20 protein-coding genes are annotated in these 15,087 nt (G+C 35.0%); 10 read left to right on the top strand and 10 right to left on the bottom strand.

Features of this window, described 5'->3' with window-relative positions; all coding sequences use genetic code 11:
• Nucleotides 1-35 precede the first annotated feature (35 nt).
• The 3 genes from ABH966_RS10805 to ABH966_RS10795 all read left to right on the top strand — a co-directional run bounded on the left by ABH966_RS10805 (nt 36) and on the right by ABH966_RS10795 (nt 1,824).
• The gene (locus tag ABH966_RS10805; RefSeq protein ID WP_370078282.1) at nt 36-884 is read left to right on the top strand and encodes a pyridoxamine kinase; all 849 of its coding nucleotides are present in this window, start codon (nt 36-38) and stop codon (nt 882-884) included.
• Nucleotides 885-1,021: 137 nt separating this feature from the next.
• Nucleotides 1,022-1,315, top strand: coding sequence for a hypothetical protein (locus tag ABH966_RS10800; protein WP_370078228.1), 294 nt, complete (start codon nt 1,022-1,024; stop codon nt 1,313-1,315).
• Nucleotides 1,316-1,413: 98 nt separating this feature from the next.
• Nucleotides 1,414-1,824, top strand: a complete 411-nt coding sequence (locus tag ABH966_RS10795; RefSeq protein ID WP_370078226.1) for a UPF0158 family protein — start codon at nt 1,414-1,416, stop codon at nt 1,822-1,824.
• Nucleotides 1,825-1,958: 134 nt separating this feature from the next.
• On the opposite strand, the gene ABH966_RS10790 is transcribed toward ABH966_RS10795, so the two are convergent.
• The gene (locus ABH966_RS10790; protein ID WP_370078224.1) at nt 1,959-2,213 is read right to left on the bottom strand and encodes a hypothetical protein; all 255 of its coding nucleotides are present in this window, start codon (nt 2,211-2,213) and stop codon (nt 1,959-1,961) included.
• Between the two features lie 641 nt (nt 2,214-2,854).
• Here ABH966_RS10790 and ABH966_RS10785 point away from each other — a divergent pair.
• Nucleotides 2,855-4,057: an alpha/beta hydrolase fold domain-containing protein gene (locus tag ABH966_RS10785; RefSeq protein WP_370078222.1), complete on the top strand. Its 1,203-nt coding sequence runs from the start codon at nt 2,855-2,857 to the stop codon at nt 4,055-4,057.
• Between the two features lie 63 nt (nt 4,058-4,120).
• On the opposite strand, the gene ABH966_RS10780 is transcribed toward ABH966_RS10785, so the two are convergent.
• Both ABH966_RS10780 and ABH966_RS10775 read right to left on the bottom strand, forming a co-directional pair.
• On the bottom strand, nt 4,121-4,459 hold the full coding sequence (locus tag ABH966_RS10780; RefSeq protein WP_370078220.1) for a CHY zinc finger protein: 339 nt from the start codon (nt 4,457-4,459) through the stop codon (nt 4,121-4,123).
• 45 nt (nt 4,460-4,504) lie between these two features.
• Nucleotides 4,505-5,077, bottom strand: a complete 573-nt coding sequence (locus tag ABH966_RS10775) for a DinB family protein (protein WP_370078218.1) — start codon at nt 5,075-5,077, stop codon at nt 4,505-4,507.
• Nucleotides 5,078-5,603: 526 nt separating this feature from the next.
• Between ABH966_RS10775 and ABH966_RS10770 the strand changes: the two genes are divergently transcribed.
• Together ABH966_RS10770 and ABH966_RS10765 are read left to right on the top strand one after the other, a co-directional pair.
• Nucleotides 5,604-6,083, top strand: coding sequence for a hypothetical protein (locus tag ABH966_RS10770; RefSeq protein ID WP_370078216.1), 480 nt, complete (start codon nt 5,604-5,606; stop codon nt 6,081-6,083).
• Nucleotides 6,084-6,131: 48 nt separating this feature from the next.
• The gene (locus tag ABH966_RS10765; RefSeq protein ID WP_370078214.1) at nt 6,132-6,662 is read left to right on the top strand and encodes a hypothetical protein; all 531 of its coding nucleotides are present in this window, start codon (nt 6,132-6,134) and stop codon (nt 6,660-6,662) included.
• An 86-nt stretch (nt 6,663-6,748) separates the two neighbouring features.
• Here ABH966_RS10765 and ABH966_RS10760 read toward each other — a convergent pair whose 3' ends face one another.
• The 4 genes from ABH966_RS10760 to ABH966_RS10745 all read right to left on the bottom strand — a co-directional run bounded on the left by ABH966_RS10760 (nt 6,749) and on the right by ABH966_RS10745 (nt 8,900).
• Nucleotides 6,749-6,955 (bottom strand): hypothetical protein, encoded by a 207-nt coding sequence (locus ABH966_RS10760; protein ID WP_370078212.1) that lies wholly within the window; start codon nt 6,953-6,955, stop codon nt 6,749-6,751.
• Between the two features lie 105 nt (nt 6,956-7,060).
• Nucleotides 7,061-7,327 (bottom strand): S8 family serine peptidase, encoded by a 267-nt coding sequence (locus ABH966_RS10755; RefSeq protein ID WP_370078210.1) that lies wholly within the window; start codon nt 7,325-7,327, stop codon nt 7,061-7,063.
• A 20-nt stretch (nt 7,328-7,347) separates the two neighbouring features.
• Nucleotides 7,348-7,650 carry a hypothetical protein gene (locus ABH966_RS10750; protein ID WP_370078208.1) on the bottom strand — a complete coding sequence of 101 codons (303 nt, stop codon included), beginning with the start codon at nt 7,648-7,650 and terminating at the stop codon, nt 7,348-7,350.
• Between the two features lie 1,076 nt (nt 7,651-8,726).
• Nucleotides 8,727-8,900: a YvrJ family protein gene (locus tag ABH966_RS10745; RefSeq protein WP_083227054.1), complete on the bottom strand. Its 174-nt coding sequence runs from the start codon at nt 8,898-8,900 to the stop codon at nt 8,727-8,729.
• Nucleotides 8,901-9,109: 209 nt separating this feature from the next.
• Here ABH966_RS10745 and ABH966_RS10740 point away from each other — a divergent pair, with 209 nt between their 5' ends.
• From ABH966_RS10740 to ABH966_RS10730, 3 genes are all read left to right on the top strand, one after another.
• Nucleotides 9,110-9,352 (top strand): glutaredoxin family protein, encoded by a 243-nt coding sequence (locus tag ABH966_RS10740; protein ID WP_370078206.1) that lies wholly within the window; start codon nt 9,110-9,112, stop codon nt 9,350-9,352.
• A 145-nt stretch (nt 9,353-9,497) separates the two neighbouring features.
• Nucleotides 9,498-10,088 (top strand): sigma-70 family RNA polymerase sigma factor, encoded by a 591-nt coding sequence (locus tag ABH966_RS10735; protein WP_370078204.1) that lies wholly within the window; start codon nt 9,498-9,500, stop codon nt 10,086-10,088.
• Nucleotides 10,089-10,091: 3 nt separating this feature from the next.
• Entirely contained in the window at nt 10,092-10,292 is a 201-nt protein-coding gene (locus ABH966_RS10730; RefSeq protein WP_370078202.1) for a hypothetical protein, read from the top strand.
• Between the two features lie 609 nt (nt 10,293-10,901).
• Here the strand turns inward: ABH966_RS10730 and ABH966_RS10725 are convergent.
• Complete coding sequence (locus tag ABH966_RS10725) at nt 10,902-11,801, bottom strand: 3-hydroxyacyl-CoA dehydrogenase (protein ID WP_370078200.1); 900 nt, start codon at nt 11,799-11,801, stop codon at nt 10,902-10,904.
• A 468-nt stretch (nt 11,802-12,269) separates the two neighbouring features.
• Nucleotides 12,270-12,434 carry a hypothetical protein gene (locus ABH966_RS10720; protein WP_370078198.1) on the bottom strand — a complete coding sequence of 55 codons (165 nt, stop codon included), beginning with the start codon at nt 12,432-12,434 and terminating at the stop codon, nt 12,270-12,272.
• A 673-nt stretch (nt 12,435-13,107) separates the two neighbouring features.
• Here ABH966_RS10720 and ABH966_RS10715 point away from each other — a divergent pair.
• A complete protein-coding gene (locus tag ABH966_RS10715; protein ID WP_370078196.1) occupies nt 13,108-14,136 on the top strand; it encodes an S-layer homology domain-containing protein in 1,029 nt (342 codons plus the stop codon).
• Between the two features lie 42 nt (nt 14,137-14,178).
• Here ABH966_RS10715 and ABH966_RS10710 read toward each other — a convergent pair whose 3' ends face one another.
• A complete protein-coding gene (locus ABH966_RS10710; RefSeq protein ID WP_370078280.1) occupies nt 14,179-14,865 on the bottom strand; it encodes a ZIP family metal transporter in 687 nt (228 codons plus the stop codon).
• Nucleotides 14,866-15,087: the final 222 nt, after the last annotated feature.

Genomic DNA, 15,087 nt, shown 5'->3' with positions numbered 1-15,087 from the left:
AGAATACATGCAGGATTAGTTAGGTGGAGAGTATGATGAAAAAAGTTGCTGTAATTCAAGATATGTCATCCTTTGGGAAGTGCTCGTTAACGGCTGCGATGCCTGTGCTGTCAGTGATGGGTGTTCAGGCGGTGCCACTACCAACTGCGATTTTAACGGCGCAAACAGGGTATTCGAGTTTTTATTGTGAGGATTTAACGTCAAAGATGGATTATTTTGTGTATGAGTGGAGCAAGCTTGGTGCGACCTTTGATGGCATACACACAGGCTTTGTGACAGGGAAAGAGCAAATTGATAACATTTTTCGATTTTTAAATGTGTTTCACTCAAGTAAAACGAAGCTGCTTGTCGATCCGGTAATGGGCGATTTGGGCGAGGTGTATAAAATGTATACAGGCGAGTTGCTTGATCGTATGAAAGCGCTAGTGAAGTGTGCTGACATTATTACGCCTAATATTACAGAATGCTGTTTGCTTACGGGTTTGTCATACGAGAAGCTACAAAGCTATCAAAATGATTCAGATTATCTGCAGGCGTTAGAGGAAGCGGGCCATCAGCTGCAGCAGGAAACTAGAGCGAACGTTATTATTACCGGTTTGAATCCGCCGCCAGCAGATGCGAATAAGCGCTATGTAGGCAATATGTATATCGATGCACATCGTTCATTTTCTAGCATCCGAGAATATAACGGCGAGAGCTATTCAGGGACAGGTGATTTGTTTGCATCCGTCATTATGGGTGGCATGATGCGCGGGCAGGATTTAGTTGAGTCGATGAAGCTTGCGGAGACGTTTTTAGCCGCTTCAATTGAAGCTACGTCGAAGGAGCAAATTCCGCGCGAAGCAGGCGTGAATTTTGAAAAGTTTTTACGAATGCTACTTTAGAAAAGTCAGGGTTTTTATAACTACGTTGTTACATGGGCATTCATCAGTTTATTGAAGGTAAGGCCCGTACGAATTGATGAGGGATGGATTTTTAGTTAAAAGGTAATAATGAAAATCATGAATTGGGGAGGTGTATAATGGATTCAATTAGATATTATGTAGTGCAAGTAGATAATCGCTATTACCAGGGAGAAATTGACCTTCTTACATTTACGGATGACGAAGAACAGGCCTTTGCGTTTACGGATATTGTGGCGGCAAACGAATTGGCTAATGAGGTCAATGGAATCGTCCTGACAAGAGAAGTCGGTTATAAGGAGCTAGAAGACTTTTCAGCACAATATCTGGTTGAGTACGAAGCATTGCCAAAAGAAGAGCGTGACACGATAGAATCGTTTTGTAGGGAGCTCAGTATAGGAATGTTTGAATAAATGCCGAATCGAATCTTTTCGGCTCTTTTTTATGCAGTTTTCGACTGAGCTTAAGCATTCTATCCCTGTCCGTGTAGCACTAATATGAGGTGAGGAAATTGAAACTACTAGATGAACTTGTGGATATATTTTTAAATGGAAATGATAATGACATATCGTATGTGTTAAATCGTCGAACGGGTGAAGTTCTTTTGGATGCGCCAGAATTTATTACTGGTGAGCCTGAGATTGATTGGGATGATGAGGAAGTGGCTGTGGATTTAGTGATGATTCCAAACGTTTCATCATCTGAAATGTATGATGTCATGGTCAGTTTTGCTAAAAAGCAATCAGATCCGATTACGATGCATTTAATCAATGTACTTAACGGAAGAAAACCTTTTCGAATTTTTAAAGAAAAAATTAATGAATTAAGCATCGAAAATCATTGGTACCAATTTGAACAGGATTATGCTATGAGTAGAATGACAGAGTGGCTAAAAGAGTTTTCCGAAATTGAAGACAGTTAAGCAATAAAGTATTTTGAAAATTAAATGCATGTGGAAAAATGAGATAGCGTAGCAGTGTAAAACACATCCCGTGTAAGTATGAGACGAACAAATTGCCACTATAAGAGAAATAGCCTTGAAGGCAAAATTCAAGGCTAAGAAGGATTTTTTACTAATTTAGTTTTTATGAGCGAGAAAACATGCATTATTTTATTTGTAATCCAAAGCGCTACTAGGACAATAAACGCTGCGATACCATGGGGCACAAATGGTGTCACTTCAGATAACGGATATGGATTTACCGGTCCCGGTTTTGGAGTTGACATCAAATAATATATGATTCCACGTTCTGAAATCACAAGAGATATTACAAGTATGATAAAAAAGAGTATTACTTTTATTATCTTCATTTTCTAACTCCTTAGATTCAATGATTTTTTTAGACGAACTTAAACACCTTAAACATTAATAGTTTTCGGAATTTTTTGATTTTCATATAAATTCTCCTCTTTTCTTTTTTGTGATGTGAATACCATACCATTTGCAATAAAGTTTTATAATCAACTTTTGCTATTTTATTATAGAAAATTGATAATTCAGATAACTAGTCTTAATTCATTCCTTAATGTTTTAAAGTGATGTTCAAACTAGAATAATGATGCTTTACTTCCAATTAAACAGAGGGTTTTCCTAAGATTCTTTTTGTTTTCATCACGGCACTCCTGCTTTTCTTTTTTGCTTATGTTATTACAAAACCATCAGCTATAAAGTTTCGAAATCATTTTTTGTATATTTTTCTACAAATTCTGAAATTTGAGGACAATCAGCTACAACTCTGGGATTCGCGCATGTTACATACAGAATAAGGTGCTTTAAACATGCAGATTCCAGGTAACCACAACGGAGTCTTTGAACAATGGAGATTGTTATTCCTAAAGTTTTCAATGTGGCATATCATTTATATTAAAGTATGGATTTTGAAATATTTACTAGAAATCTTATGTTTTAAGGCATTATAAAAATATGGTGTAGTATGGGGGATTTTTAAAAGATGGATCAGACAAAAGCAAATTTAAATTGGCGACCTAGAGGTTTTCTTCAGTGGCTACTCACAATCCTCTCTGTGATAGTATGTTTCATTATCATTATAGTGGCATACTATATTTTAAATCCAAGTAATATGGATAAAATAATGAGTCTACTTGCATGGGGGGCTTCTATATTTCCGATTATTCTAGTAATTACAGCATTAATAATAATAGTTTTACTAGCTCTTTCTTTTTGGAAGAAAACCTTAATTGCTCTTACTGTTCTAATTCCTATTTTGTTGTTATTAATTTTTTTAACTGTGCAGCCAATTAGTAATATGAAAAGCTATGCCAAAAGCGAGAATGTATCGGTTTCTCTTAGCTCACTTTTTTTCTATAAACAAAATATCTCAACAAAGCCTAGTGTAGATGTGGTGTATGGGAAAACTACGGACGGCATTGAATTAAAGCTCGATGTGTGGCCAGCAAAGAAAAAATCAGAGGATGTTTTAACACCTGTCATTGTTCAAGTGCATGGGGGTGGTTGGGTAAGTGGAGATAAAGGCCAAGTTCAAGACTGGAATCAGTGGATGAATGATCAAGGGTACACTGTTTTTGATGTCCAATACCGTATGCCTCCTGAAGCAGGTTGGAAAGATGAAGTAGGGGATGTTAAATCGGCGTTAGGTTGGATCGTGCAACATGCAGATACGTATAAGATTGATCCGAACAGAATCATTTTAATGGGTGAGTCTGCTGGGGGAAATCTAGCTATGCTTGCTACATATAGTATGGGAGATAAGCATTTACCACCATCAACGGATGTACCGGATGTACCAATCAAGGCGGTGATTAACATGTATGGGCCGTCAGATATGACTTTGTTTTACAAGAGCAATCCAAGTATGCATTATGTCCAAGATGTTATGAATAAGTACATTGGAGGTTCACTATCTGAATACCCTGAGCGTTATAAGATGCTTTCCCCTATATGCTATATTCAGGAAAATACGCCACCAACTATTACGTTTTTAGGAACGGGGGATCGTATTGTTCCTGTAGAGCAGGCGAACGTTTTAGACGAGAAACTGACTAAAAGCGGTGTAGCGCATGAGCTTTATCTTCTTCCAAAGGTCGATCATGGCTTTGATGCAAATCCAGGTAGTTTGAGCACGCAATTTGCCAAGGAGAAAGTAAAAGCATTTCTTCAAAAGTATGATAAATAATCATTACGCATAGATCCTAAGAGGAAACCTTTGAAGGCATTATCCCTTCAAAGGCTTTTCTATTTAGAAAGTACATGTAGAATTATTATTATCCGTCTCAAAGTATATATGAAAATGCTTACTGCAATTTGGGTTAAAAAGTGTATTACAATGCTTACAGTTTGTGCTATTCATATATTCACGAATCGTTAATTCACTTTTACATACGCCACAAAATATTGCCTTTTCATCAAAGTCTTCTTTCTTCCACGGCTGAATCTTATGATTTGAATTTTCCTCATGACATTTATAGCAAGGATAATATTCTCCACAACATTTAAATTTAAGTGAAATTGTATCTACCTTATTAAAATAGTGCTTACATCTTCCTTGATCATCAATAACATTTCCTAGAATCTTCATATTTCAAACCTCTTTTCATAAATAAAATCTACTTATTTTTTTGTTTTAAATTAAAACTTCGCTAGATGCACTCAATCGATTATATTGCCCCTCCATTATTCTAAAATGATGTTTTTCGTGGATGGCAAGGAGCTGGATAGATTGAATAAGGTTAGGATAGTGGGCAATGGGATCTGGAAAGATAATATGCCCGGCAATATCCTCCTCAATATTTTTTACTAATTCTTGCATTGCGCTCGTTTCGTTTACTAGTAATTGTTCGATTTCAGCGGTGCTCAAGGTAAAACGAATTTTTGTAGGAGGCACTAATATTCCTGGTGCTCTCATGCCTCGTCCTTTTTTGTTTTTATATTCCTCGTAAATATCATGTATTTCAGTAGCGTAAGGCTTGTTTCTTCGCATTTTTGCGTAAGGGGTGAGTAGTAAGGAAAATTTTGTTGCTGTTTTTAGCATTTTTAGGATGAGATAAAGGTGATAGAAATGTTCACCGATAGACCATTTTTCTTCTTTCTCACGATGCCAGAGTTGTTCCAGCGAGAGTGATTGAATACAAGGTAGGTAGTGTATTCGCTGCTTCTGTAATGTATGAAAATGATGCGCCATAGTGTTAGATTTCATAATTTAGAATCTCCTTTATGCTGTCATTTCCATTTTAGGGAGTTTTGTGGTGAAAGTACATGAAACTGACTTGGTCGGAGATTCCTACGACCTTTACAAATATATAGCTACTTATTTGTTGGTGAACCAGTCGAAAAACACTATGAAACCAACAATGTATAAAATACTGTATACATAATAACTAGTGATTCAACCAAAAAGGCAGTAATGACAAGGGTTTGCCCTTTGTCGTTACTGCCTAATTCTAATGATGCGTAAACTCGTTTTGTATGTGAGTGTATAAGGTTTTATGGGTTTTCTCCAAGAAAAGTTTTAGGGGCAAAGGGGGTAGTAGCATGTTTATGTAACATTAGTAGAACATCTATTTCATAAGCATAGCGAGTGTTCTATAATTTAAACTAAAAATTTTGGTTGCCTATCCGATATGATAATAGAGGTGTTATTGTAAAAAAATACTAACAATAACAATGTTAGGTTTATTTTTGGTAATAATACCTAATTATCTTTACGAAGGAGGATCATTGAAATGAAATTTACGAAATTCTTTAGTTTTCTGCTTGTAGTAGTAATGATGTTTTCGTTCACAACATCTACAACACTTGCTGCATCATCTTCAAAAACGGTTACTTCTAGGGATACAATGAGTCTAACTCTTGCTCAACAAACAAGTGGAGATTCTAGTGTAGCTACATTTAATTTTTCTGGATTACCATCTGATGCTGTAGTTACTAAAGTGGTAGTTGATGCCAATAGTGGTCTCACATATGGAGGTAACGGAGCAATTGTTTCTAATAGAGTGCATATCAAAAATGATTCTATGGACAATTATACTTCTGCCCCTTGGGGTTCGCTTAATAAAACTGAAATAACTACTGGAGTTATAGGACAACCAGCTGCCGGTACATGGTCTATTTATTATAATGGGACAAATGTAAGTATTTTAGCAGGTAGTTCATGGAAGAAATATTCCTCTCCAAAATTAACTGTTTACTATAACTATGAGTAAATAATAATGTAACTAATTATAATGTTCTCTCAAATATAGGAGGTACAAATGCGATTTCCAACTATAAGTAGTGATGCATTAAAATTGTTAGGTGTTGAAAGTAAATTAACACCTATTTCAATGCCAAGTTTTTCAGGAATAAATGCGATGCCGACAAAATCAGCTCCAGCGATGAGTGAAGAAAAATATAAGGAAGCAATTATTGCACAAGCTAAAAAAGATTTTGAAAATGACAAATTTGGTGGGCATAAAAATTCTTCTTATAGGACATTAAAGAAGAGTTTTGTATCTGTAGCATCACCTGATCGTAAAGGCTCGATAGCACAAATGTTAAGGCAATTACCATTCATGCAGCGTGGAAATGTGAGCTATTTAGAGGTGAAGGATGCGAGGGGGAATATTACTTCTACCTATTCGCCCCATAATGGTTGGCATGCGATTGGTACACGAGAAGAACATCTCCGTGAAAGTGAATTTAATTCGATTTATACAGAAGCTTGGCGCTCATTTAAAGCAGCAAGTCAAAATAATCAAAGTCATATCAGTACATCCAGCGGTTCTATTGATGTGTCCGTTTAATGGAGCTTTTAAAAAGTCAATTTAAGATACCATTATCAAGTAAACCCCTAGAATCTTTTCTAGGGGTTTTGTGTCGTATATAGCTGCTAGCGCTTGCCCGTTTTATTTTTCAGTAGCTTCAAACTCAGGACTATATTGATTATTGATAAAGGGAAAGCTAACCAAAACCCTAAATGACCAAAGCGTTCCATTTGAATGGGTGATTGATTGTAAAAATAATTATAGGTAATACCTAGAACAAGTAAAATTGACAGCACTATATTGGTCGATGCAATTTTATTGTTGCTAGTCATAATTGCCTCCAATCGATCCTTTTATTGATGTATAGTATGCTTGGAATAAAAATCTGCTAAAGAATTTAAACGTCATGGCCTTGATTACATTCCTTAAGTAGTTGCTTATTTCAATTGAATAAAACCATTTCCAACTTGATTGATTGAGAAGTTTTCCAATGGAAGAGCATGCGACAATAAGTAATCATACACATACATAGGAATCAAATGTGGCTCAGTACGATTTATCATCTTTATAATAAGTGCAGCGGCACCAGCAACAAAAGGCGCTGCCATAGAGGTTCCGGTCAACTCTACATAATCACTGTTTAAATGTATAGCGCCCCCTGAGTAACAGGTGGGCGCTATTTGACGCTTACAAATGAAATTCATATGAAAAGCAATAAAAGCTGTTACGCATCCGTTGGCTTAATAGATTTAGCTTTCCCTTTTTTAAAAATTCCTAAAAGAAGAAGCACAAGTCCAGTTAAAAATAGAAGTGGAAACATGACCATCATTAGTGCGACCGCCGCAAACCCCTCACCTTCATATCTCCCATACAGAATAGAAACAACCCCTGAGAATAAAGGAGCAATTACTAACATCATAGTTATTCCCCAAAGTATATATTTCTTTTTATTCGATTTACCAAGACCTATCATAAAAGCTACTCCTAGTACCAATACTAATCCCAAAGCAACTAATCCAATTCCCAATTTAGACCCTCCCACCCTTCATTTAAATTTCGGCAGATGTTTGAACACCCGCTGACGCTTCGCTTTAAGTACAAAAAATACTTGCTGATAGAAGTTAAATGTCATGGAATTAATTAGAACCTGGATAGATGAGCCAAAGTTAGAAGGTGCTCCGCCCTTTTTTTGTACTATTCTGAATTTATTTACTACAATAAAAAATTTGTATTTTATTGAACAAGCGCCCCAGTTCAACATTAGATATTAGGATATATATTTACTTCACTTCCATACAAGAAAAAGTCAGTATAATTAGAACCGTTTTGTTCAACACCAAATACAGTTAATGAATTCTATCGCATTTTACCATAATATACAAGATGTAATTTTTGCTTTCTAAGAAAAATAAGGCTTATCACAATAACGTGTGGTTGATTTCAGTTCCGACTGGGCGCTTTTCTGAGGCGTTCGATGAGCCGCTTGGGCCTACACGGTAGAACAGTTAGAGTGTTTCTTTATTTTGTTTTGGAAAAAATTAATTTTTAGGACCTATTCGCTCACCTTTTGTTAACCAATTCCAAAACATCTCGAAAAACTTCACCTTTTTTTGTAATAAATAAGGAAGGCCAATAAACAACAAATACAAAAAAGCAAGAACCAACAATCCATTTAATATGCTGTTCATCTGTGTAGCAATAAATATACTAAGGATTATTATAAGAAGATATAGTATAGCTATTCTCTTGTAGGCTATCATAAAATTCCCCTCCTGTTCATACAATCATACATTAATTGGATGAAAGATGTAAGAAAATTGGCAATGGAATATTCCGTTAAAAATTAAAACCCACCAAATAAAATTAGGTTGTCTATAACCTAAATTATTTGGTGGGTTTACTTGTAAAAAGATCATATTTCATTAGTATGCTGACAATATTCACGCAATAAATTAGAAGAAGTATTGGCGTTTTTAATAAGATTTATTAGTAAATCGCGTTCTTTTGGAGAAAGACTATCATTAGTTAAGCAATTTGTATAAAATGATTGAATTTCTCTCGATTTACAGTAACAAGCCAATAATTTTTCAATTTCTATATGGATCACCCTCCTTTTTTGTAATTAAGAGATTTTATAACTTCAGATAACTCCATGATGACAGCCTCTAATTTATCTATTTTCCTTTCAAAGCGAATGAACAGATAGACTGTTATGGCAATAGGAAATCCAAAATTTCCTATTAAGCTAATCCACATGGGAACATTTTCTGGTGTCATAATGTAAATCACCCTCCCTCTTATTCAAAATCCGTGACATCTGCTAGACAGACCCTTACCGCTTGGCTATATCACCAAAATTTTAATTGTAATATGTAAAGAGAATCTTTCTTTAATAAAGACAACCTTCCAGTTGAAAAATATTATTTTGTGCATGGTTTCGTTTTTAATGTTTTAGTTCTCTTTTAGAAAAAAAGGAGGTCTTTAAGATGAAATATGATATAACGGTATATTCAAGCGAGGAATGTCAATATTGTGTCAGGTTAAAGGAATGGTTAGAAGCAAATAATATTACTTATATTAATAAGGATATTAATGAAGAGCACGTATTAAAGGAGTTTAAGCAATTTAATAGTAGCGCTATCCCATTAACTTTAGTAGTCACTGATAATAAAGCGGAGGAAATTAAAGGTTATCAGCCAGAGAAAATAAAAGCTATTTTAGATAGTTGAAGAAGTTGGATTAAATCACCTTTTTTGTATAAAAGGTGATTTTTTTATTCTCTTCTAAGAACATTTGTTCTTATTTTGGTTTATAATATAGATACTACATTCACTTTATATAGAAAGAGGGCGGATATATAGGAGGGATTATTAAATGGAGAAAGATAATCAAAAAATAGAGGAATTCTTCTATAGGAATAATGAACAGGTAAACAATCCAATTATAAAAAGCTTTTTGTCGGATTCCAAAAATCTTTATTTGGTGCAAAAAGCGATCTTATATCCAACTGATATTAATAAAAAACTCGTTGATGAATCTTTTCAATCTCATTATATAAATGTTAGGAAGATCAAATACGTTAGTAATTTAATTTATTTCTTTAGCTTAGATTTTGATAAAAAAAGGAAAAATCTGCAAAAGCATACTTTATTAATATTAGATAAGGGCTTATCAGAAGAAGGTGGCACGACTGCAAAAGAGCAAGTAGAAGATGCAAGCATTGAAAAGGAACTTGATACTATTGTTGGGGAAGGGCTATTAGACAATATTGAAGATGAACAGCTTTTAAAATCCTTACAAAAACTAACGGTTAGACAGCTCCAAATTTTAGAGATGATTTATGTAAAAGAACTTTCTATAAAAGAAATAGCTCAAACATTACGAACAACTCCACAGAATATATCAAACCTTCACAGGAAGGCTTTAAATAAACTCAATAATACACTCAGAAAAAAGGAGGAATGACTTATGGCAAATTTTGAAAATCAACATAACGAAGAGACTCTAACGATTATAGAGAATTTCATACCTAAAATTAAACATTGTTTGCACAATACAGATTATCAAGAAAGGGAAGACTTGGAGCAAGAAATTAAATTGAAAATTATAGAAAAGCTTGCAACAGTAAAGTTTCAAGATGCGCCTAGCTTTTGGGATTTTTTCTCGTGAACTATATCCAAGGTGGCTCGGGTTGGAAACCTAATTAAGTTCTTGGCAAATCTGATCAGTTTGAGTAAATAGTTCTTGGTAAATCCGATTGTCTCGAGTTAGTGGCAGATCTCTTTCACGTCATACCCGAGCAGGGTGAGGTATAACCTGATCACATTCGTGGCTTATCCAATCAGATTGAGGTACCACCCAATCACATTCGTGGCTTACCTGATCAGATTGGGGTACCACCTGATCACATTCACGGCCAACCCGAGCAGATTAAGTAGCCACCTGATCAAATTCGCAGCCTACCCGAGCAGATTGAGTAGCTACCCGATCACATTGAGGTACCACCCGATCACATTCGTGGCTTACCTGATCAGATTGGGGTACCACCCGATCACATTCGTGGCTTAGCTGATCAGATTGGGGTACCACCTGATCACATTCACGGCCAACCCGAGCAGATTAAGTAGCCACCTGATCAAATTCGCAGCCTACCCGAGCAAATTGAGTAGCTACCCGATCACATTCCTGGCCAACCCAATCACTTCAAATTGCAGACACCTCAAAAAAACGATGCACATAGCGTAGACACTATGTACATCGTTTTATTGATTAATTATCCTAGCCTTTTAGGAAATCAGGCTTTGCGAAGTTTGGGTTTGGATATTTATAGAAGCCTTCGCCTGTTGCGCGACCTAGTTTGCCTTTATCGATATACTCTGTTTTTAAGAGATTGGCTAATTTTTTAAAGTTTTCTTCACCAGTAGCAGCGGCTTTTGCTTCTACAATGTTGAATGCAGTGTTAATACCGACAATGTCAAGGATGGCGAATGGACCTAGTGGTGCTCCTGTTCCGATCATCCATGTTTTATCGATTGTTTCTGGGTCTGCTACTTCTTTTACTAATAGTGATTCAGCAGCATCTAAAAATGGAACTAGTAAAGAATTCAAAATGTAACCTGGTTGTTCTTTATATAATGGCAGTGGAACCATACCGATTGCACGTGCAAATTCTACGACTTCATCGAACACTTTCATATCAGTGCCTGGGTGTTTCATAATTTCGGCTGTGTTGTTTTTCCAAATCGTATTTGCAAAGTGAAGCGCTATAAACTTCTCTGGACGACCAGTTGCTTCTGCAAATTGGCTTGGTAATAACGTTGATGAGTTTGTCGCAAAGATTGTTTTAGCAGGGGCAACGTTGCCAAGGTTTGTGTAAAATTCTGTTTTAATTTTAACAACTTCAGGAATCGCCTCAATCACAAGATCAGCATTTGCAACCGCTTCTGATAAATCACTTTTAAATGATAAACGTGCATATGCAGCATCCACTTCTTCTTGAGTCGCACCTAAATCTTGTTGGTATAACGGTTTTAATTTTGTGATACGATCTTGTGCATTTGTTAATGCCTCATCATTAATATCGTATACCGTTACATTAAATCCTTTAAAAGCTGATTGATAAGCAATTTGACTACCTAGAACACCGCTGCCTGCAACCGTAATATTTTGATAATCCATCCTAAATTCCTCCCTTGAAATTGTTACATTAATATAATTGTTTGGATAGGGTGTGCATCCCTTATTACAACTCCATACTACTTCTTTCGATATTGAAAAATCAAATAAAAGCCTCGATTATTATAATGATATAAAGAATCTACGCTGAATGAATTCCACCGAAAATAAAAAAAACGTCACCCGAGAGAGTGACATTTAATGTTCAAGAGCTGCTAATGCTTTGTCCATTTGGCGTTCATTATATTTTATTGCATTACTATTAGTGGATTCGAGTCCCTTAAAAGTATAATTAGAATTTTGATAAAACCCAGAGACAATATCGTTAATAGGTGTTTCTTCTTCTCCATTGTATCTATTCACTACATATGCCTTAAATATATTTCCTAGCATATATTCATCATTTTGTACATTTGCTAAATATTTTTTGTTCTTATATTCGGCTATAATGTAATCCTCGAATTCTTTGATTTAAGCCTTTGTTGCCGGATATTTTTTAGCGAAGGCATCAACTGTATCGAGCTTCTTAGAAGGAGTGCTATTAAAAGAAGCAACCTTTTCAACTTTATCCTGCCAAGTTGCATCTTCTGTTGAGTCTACTTTAGCTGCGGGTTTTTCCTTATATGTAATAGCCACATCTGATTTATTTGCTTAAGATTTAGGTGAAATATCCAAATGGGCCAACGTACAAAAAATGATAATGATAATGGGAATCGCGGTTAATTTCAGCATTTTTAGTGCTTTAATTCGATCCAACTTTATGAAATTGAATACTGCAAGAATAAGAAAGACAATCGCTATAATGATACTGATTAGAGTTATAAGTTGTAATATATTTACCAAGTACTAAAACTCTCCTTTCTTAAGATCGAAATCTTCTATTTATCAAATATTTTAATATATAGAATAAAATAGAACTATACTTAGCATTGAATTTTTTTCCACGCAAAGAAAATCCCTTGATTATTTCGCATGATTGGGTGTTGGTTATCTACTTTATACCTACTAAAGAATAAATAGGTATACTAATTTTCCTAGATAAATAAAAAGAGACATAAAGCATATTTATGATATGGTGTTTATTCTAAACGAAGAATAATTGTACATTACGTTTGATTTATTGGAAAAAGTACATGATACATTGTAGAAATTAAGTAATATACCCCCTGAGATTCTGTGGAGATTTAGTAATTTTTTACGTTAGGGGATATAGGACTTTCTTATAATTTTGAATAATTTACATATTTTTATAGATTTACTAACGGTTGTTTTAGTACACTGAATTTATGAATTGAAAGGGGCAAGTATAATGAAAAAGACGTTTTTAGCTGGCGCGCTTAGTATTGCATGTTTTACAGGAGGTTTTGGATTACAAGCAAATGCTCAAGAAACTGTAGATGTTTCTAGCATTATCCACCCAAAACATGCTGTTGCAGCGACTAAACAAACGCAATCGATGACATACCAAGATCTTTATAAAACACTAGTAATCTCTAAATTAGCCTATGAAGATAAAGAGATGACATTAGTAACGACGAAAAATAATATGATATTAAAGATTTCGTTACAAGGACTATTGAAAACTACTGAAATGAGTGCACAAGAACAAAAAGAATTTAAAGAGGTTTTCGGTGACTCTATTCAAATGAGATTTACTCCATCTGGAAATGCATTTAAGGCGGAAGTTTATGCTGAAGGGAAATGGCAAGCTTTAGCTGATGAAGATTTGAATGATTTTATTGGATCAATTCAAGAAGAGGATTTTGACTTAAAACCAGGTGGTTACTTCACGGATACTATTGGGCATTGGGCAGAGGGACATATCCAATTATTGTTCCAATTAGACATTATTAATGGTACATCTGCTACAACATTTAATCCAAATGGACAAGTAACACGCGGACAATTAGCTACTATGATTTTCCGTGCTTCAGGATTAGATGTGAAGGAAGATTATGAAGGTCCTGCTACATATAAAGATTTGGCAAAATACCCGGGCGCGAAAGAAGTAGCGATTTTAGAGGAATATGGCCTAATCGATATTTTTGATGGTGCTAATTTTGAGCCGTATAAACCTGTTACACGTGAGGAAATGGCATTTGTAACAGCAAGATACTTAGAAGCAATGGAATTTGATGTAAGCAAGGTTAGCAAAAATAACCCATTTGCAGACAAAAACCAAATGCGTAAGGAAACTGTTGAATCAATCGGATTATTAAAGCAATTAGGTGTGATTGATGGAGCTAACGGTCAATTTAATCCAAAAGGTAATCTGTCACGTGCACAGTTCGCTAAAATCTTATCACTAACAATAATGTTAATTAGTGATGATGAATAATTAAAAGAAGAAGCAATCCACAATATTGGGTGGATTGCTTTTTTATTCGACTAGCATATGAAATACATGACTTAATAAATATCCTAATAAAATATACGCTATAAAGGATTTTCGTGATACTGAACGAATATGATGCAAAATAAATTCTGAAATACTGGCTGTTGCTATTAACCCAATCGATACGCCCATTAGTACTCCTTGTGCCTTATCAGATAACTCCCAATATTGGCCGATCTGTATAAAAATACTAAAGAAAATCGAGAATGCTACAAAATACATAAAGAGTCTCCATAGCCTTTCTCCTTGTGATAGTAATGCTGTTGATAGTGCAAAGCCTTCTGGTAGATGATGTAGAATAATGGAAGCTGTTATGGCAATACTTAATGCGGATTTCCCTAGTAACTGTCCGACAGTAAGACTCATCGGAATAGTATGGATGATTATAGCGATTGCAAGTAGTGATACAGAGGGGTTTTGTGTATGGGAAGTGTGAAAGAAACTATTAAGTATTTCAAACATTAAATAGCCCATTAAAATTCCCAGTAAAAGGCCCATTGATTTGTACATATGAAAAGAAGAAGGAATAACGTCTACTACAAGTATGCCAACTAAAAATCCTCCACTTAGTAATGATAATCCATGAGTTGTATGCTGAAATAGCCTAGAGAATACCCAAGCTAGAGCTCCTCCTATGCTAGCACTAAAAAAAAGAAAACCACCAAGTATCATTGCACTCAACTGCAAAATTCCTCCACCCTATATATTCTTTAAGCTGTTTTAAAAAATATATGCTAAGTAGAAACGAATATGATAATCGTAAGTTTTAGAAAAGGTCCATTGTATGAATTACTAAAAAGTAAGAGGTTATTTTATCGATAAATCTATTTTTGGGGGTTTTATTATCGAAATCTGTGTTATCAAACCAGAATAGATATCAATCGCAAATTATGG

Origin of the sequence: Lysinibacillus sp. RC46 (genome assembly GCF_041262385.1) — a bacterium.
Lineage (GTDB): Bacteria > Bacillota > Bacilli > Bacillales_A > Planococcaceae > Lysinibacillus.
The sequence above is the reverse complement of the archived record's forward strand: the minus strand, read 5'-3'. Positions and strand labels throughout refer to the sequence as shown.

Bases quoted from the DNA above. Each gene is read 5' to 3' on its own strand.
- ABH966_RS10805 (WP_370078282.1), top strand. From the start codon at position 36: ATGAAAAAAGTTGCTGTAATTCAAGATATGTCATCCTTTGGGAAGTGC.
- ABH966_RS10800 (WP_370078228.1), top strand. From the start codon at position 1,022: ATGGATTCAATTAGATATTATGTAGTGCAAGTAGATAATCGCTATTAC.
- ABH966_RS10790 (WP_370078224.1), bottom strand. From the start codon at position 2,213: ATGAAGATAATAAAAGTAATACTCTTTTTTATCATACTTGTAATATCT.
- ABH966_RS10785 (WP_370078222.1), top strand. From the start codon at position 2,855: ATGGATCAGACAAAAGCAAATTTAAATTGGCGACCTAGAGGTTTTCTT.
- ABH966_RS10780 (WP_370078220.1), bottom strand. From the start codon at position 4,459: ATGAAGATTCTAGGAAATGTTATTGATGATCAAGGAAGATGTAAGCAC.
- ABH966_RS10775 (WP_370078218.1), bottom strand. From the start codon at position 5,077: ATGAAATCTAACACTATGGCGCATCATTTTCATACATTACAGAAGCAG.
- ABH966_RS10770 (WP_370078216.1), top strand. From the start codon at position 5,604: ATGAAATTTACGAAATTCTTTAGTTTTCTGCTTGTAGTAGTAATGATG.
- ABH966_RS10765 (WP_370078214.1), top strand. From the start codon at position 6,132: ATGCGATTTCCAACTATAAGTAGTGATGCATTAAAATTGTTAGGTGTT.
- ABH966_RS10760 (WP_370078212.1), bottom strand. From the start codon at position 6,955: ATGACTAGCAACAATAAAATTGCATCGACCAATATAGTGCTGTCAATT.
- ABH966_RS10755 (WP_370078210.1), bottom strand. From the start codon at position 7,327: ATGAATTTCATTTGTAAGCGTCAAATAGCGCCCACCTGTTACTCAGGG.
- ABH966_RS10745 (WP_083227054.1), bottom strand. From the start codon at position 8,900: ATGACACCAGAAAATGTTCCCATGTGGATTAGCTTAATAGGAAATTTT.
- ABH966_RS10740 (WP_370078206.1), top strand. From the start codon at position 9,110: ATGAAATATGATATAACGGTATATTCAAGCGAGGAATGTCAATATTGT.
- ABH966_RS10735 (WP_370078204.1), top strand. From the start codon at position 9,498: ATGGAGAAAGATAATCAAAAAATAGAGGAATTCTTCTATAGGAATAAT.
- ABH966_RS10730 (WP_370078202.1), top strand. From the start codon at position 10,092: ATGGCAAATTTTGAAAATCAACATAACGAAGAGACTCTAACGATTATA.
- ABH966_RS10725 (WP_370078200.1), bottom strand. From the start codon at position 11,801: ATGGATTATCAAAATATTACGGTTGCAGGCAGCGGTGTTCTAGGTAGT.
- ABH966_RS10715 (WP_370078196.1), top strand. From the start codon at position 13,108: ATGAAAAAGACGTTTTTAGCTGGCGCGCTTAGTATTGCATGTTTTACA.
- ABH966_RS10710 (WP_370078280.1), bottom strand. From the start codon at position 14,865: ATGATACTTGGTGGTTTTCTTTTTTTTAGTGCTAGCATAGGAGGAGCT.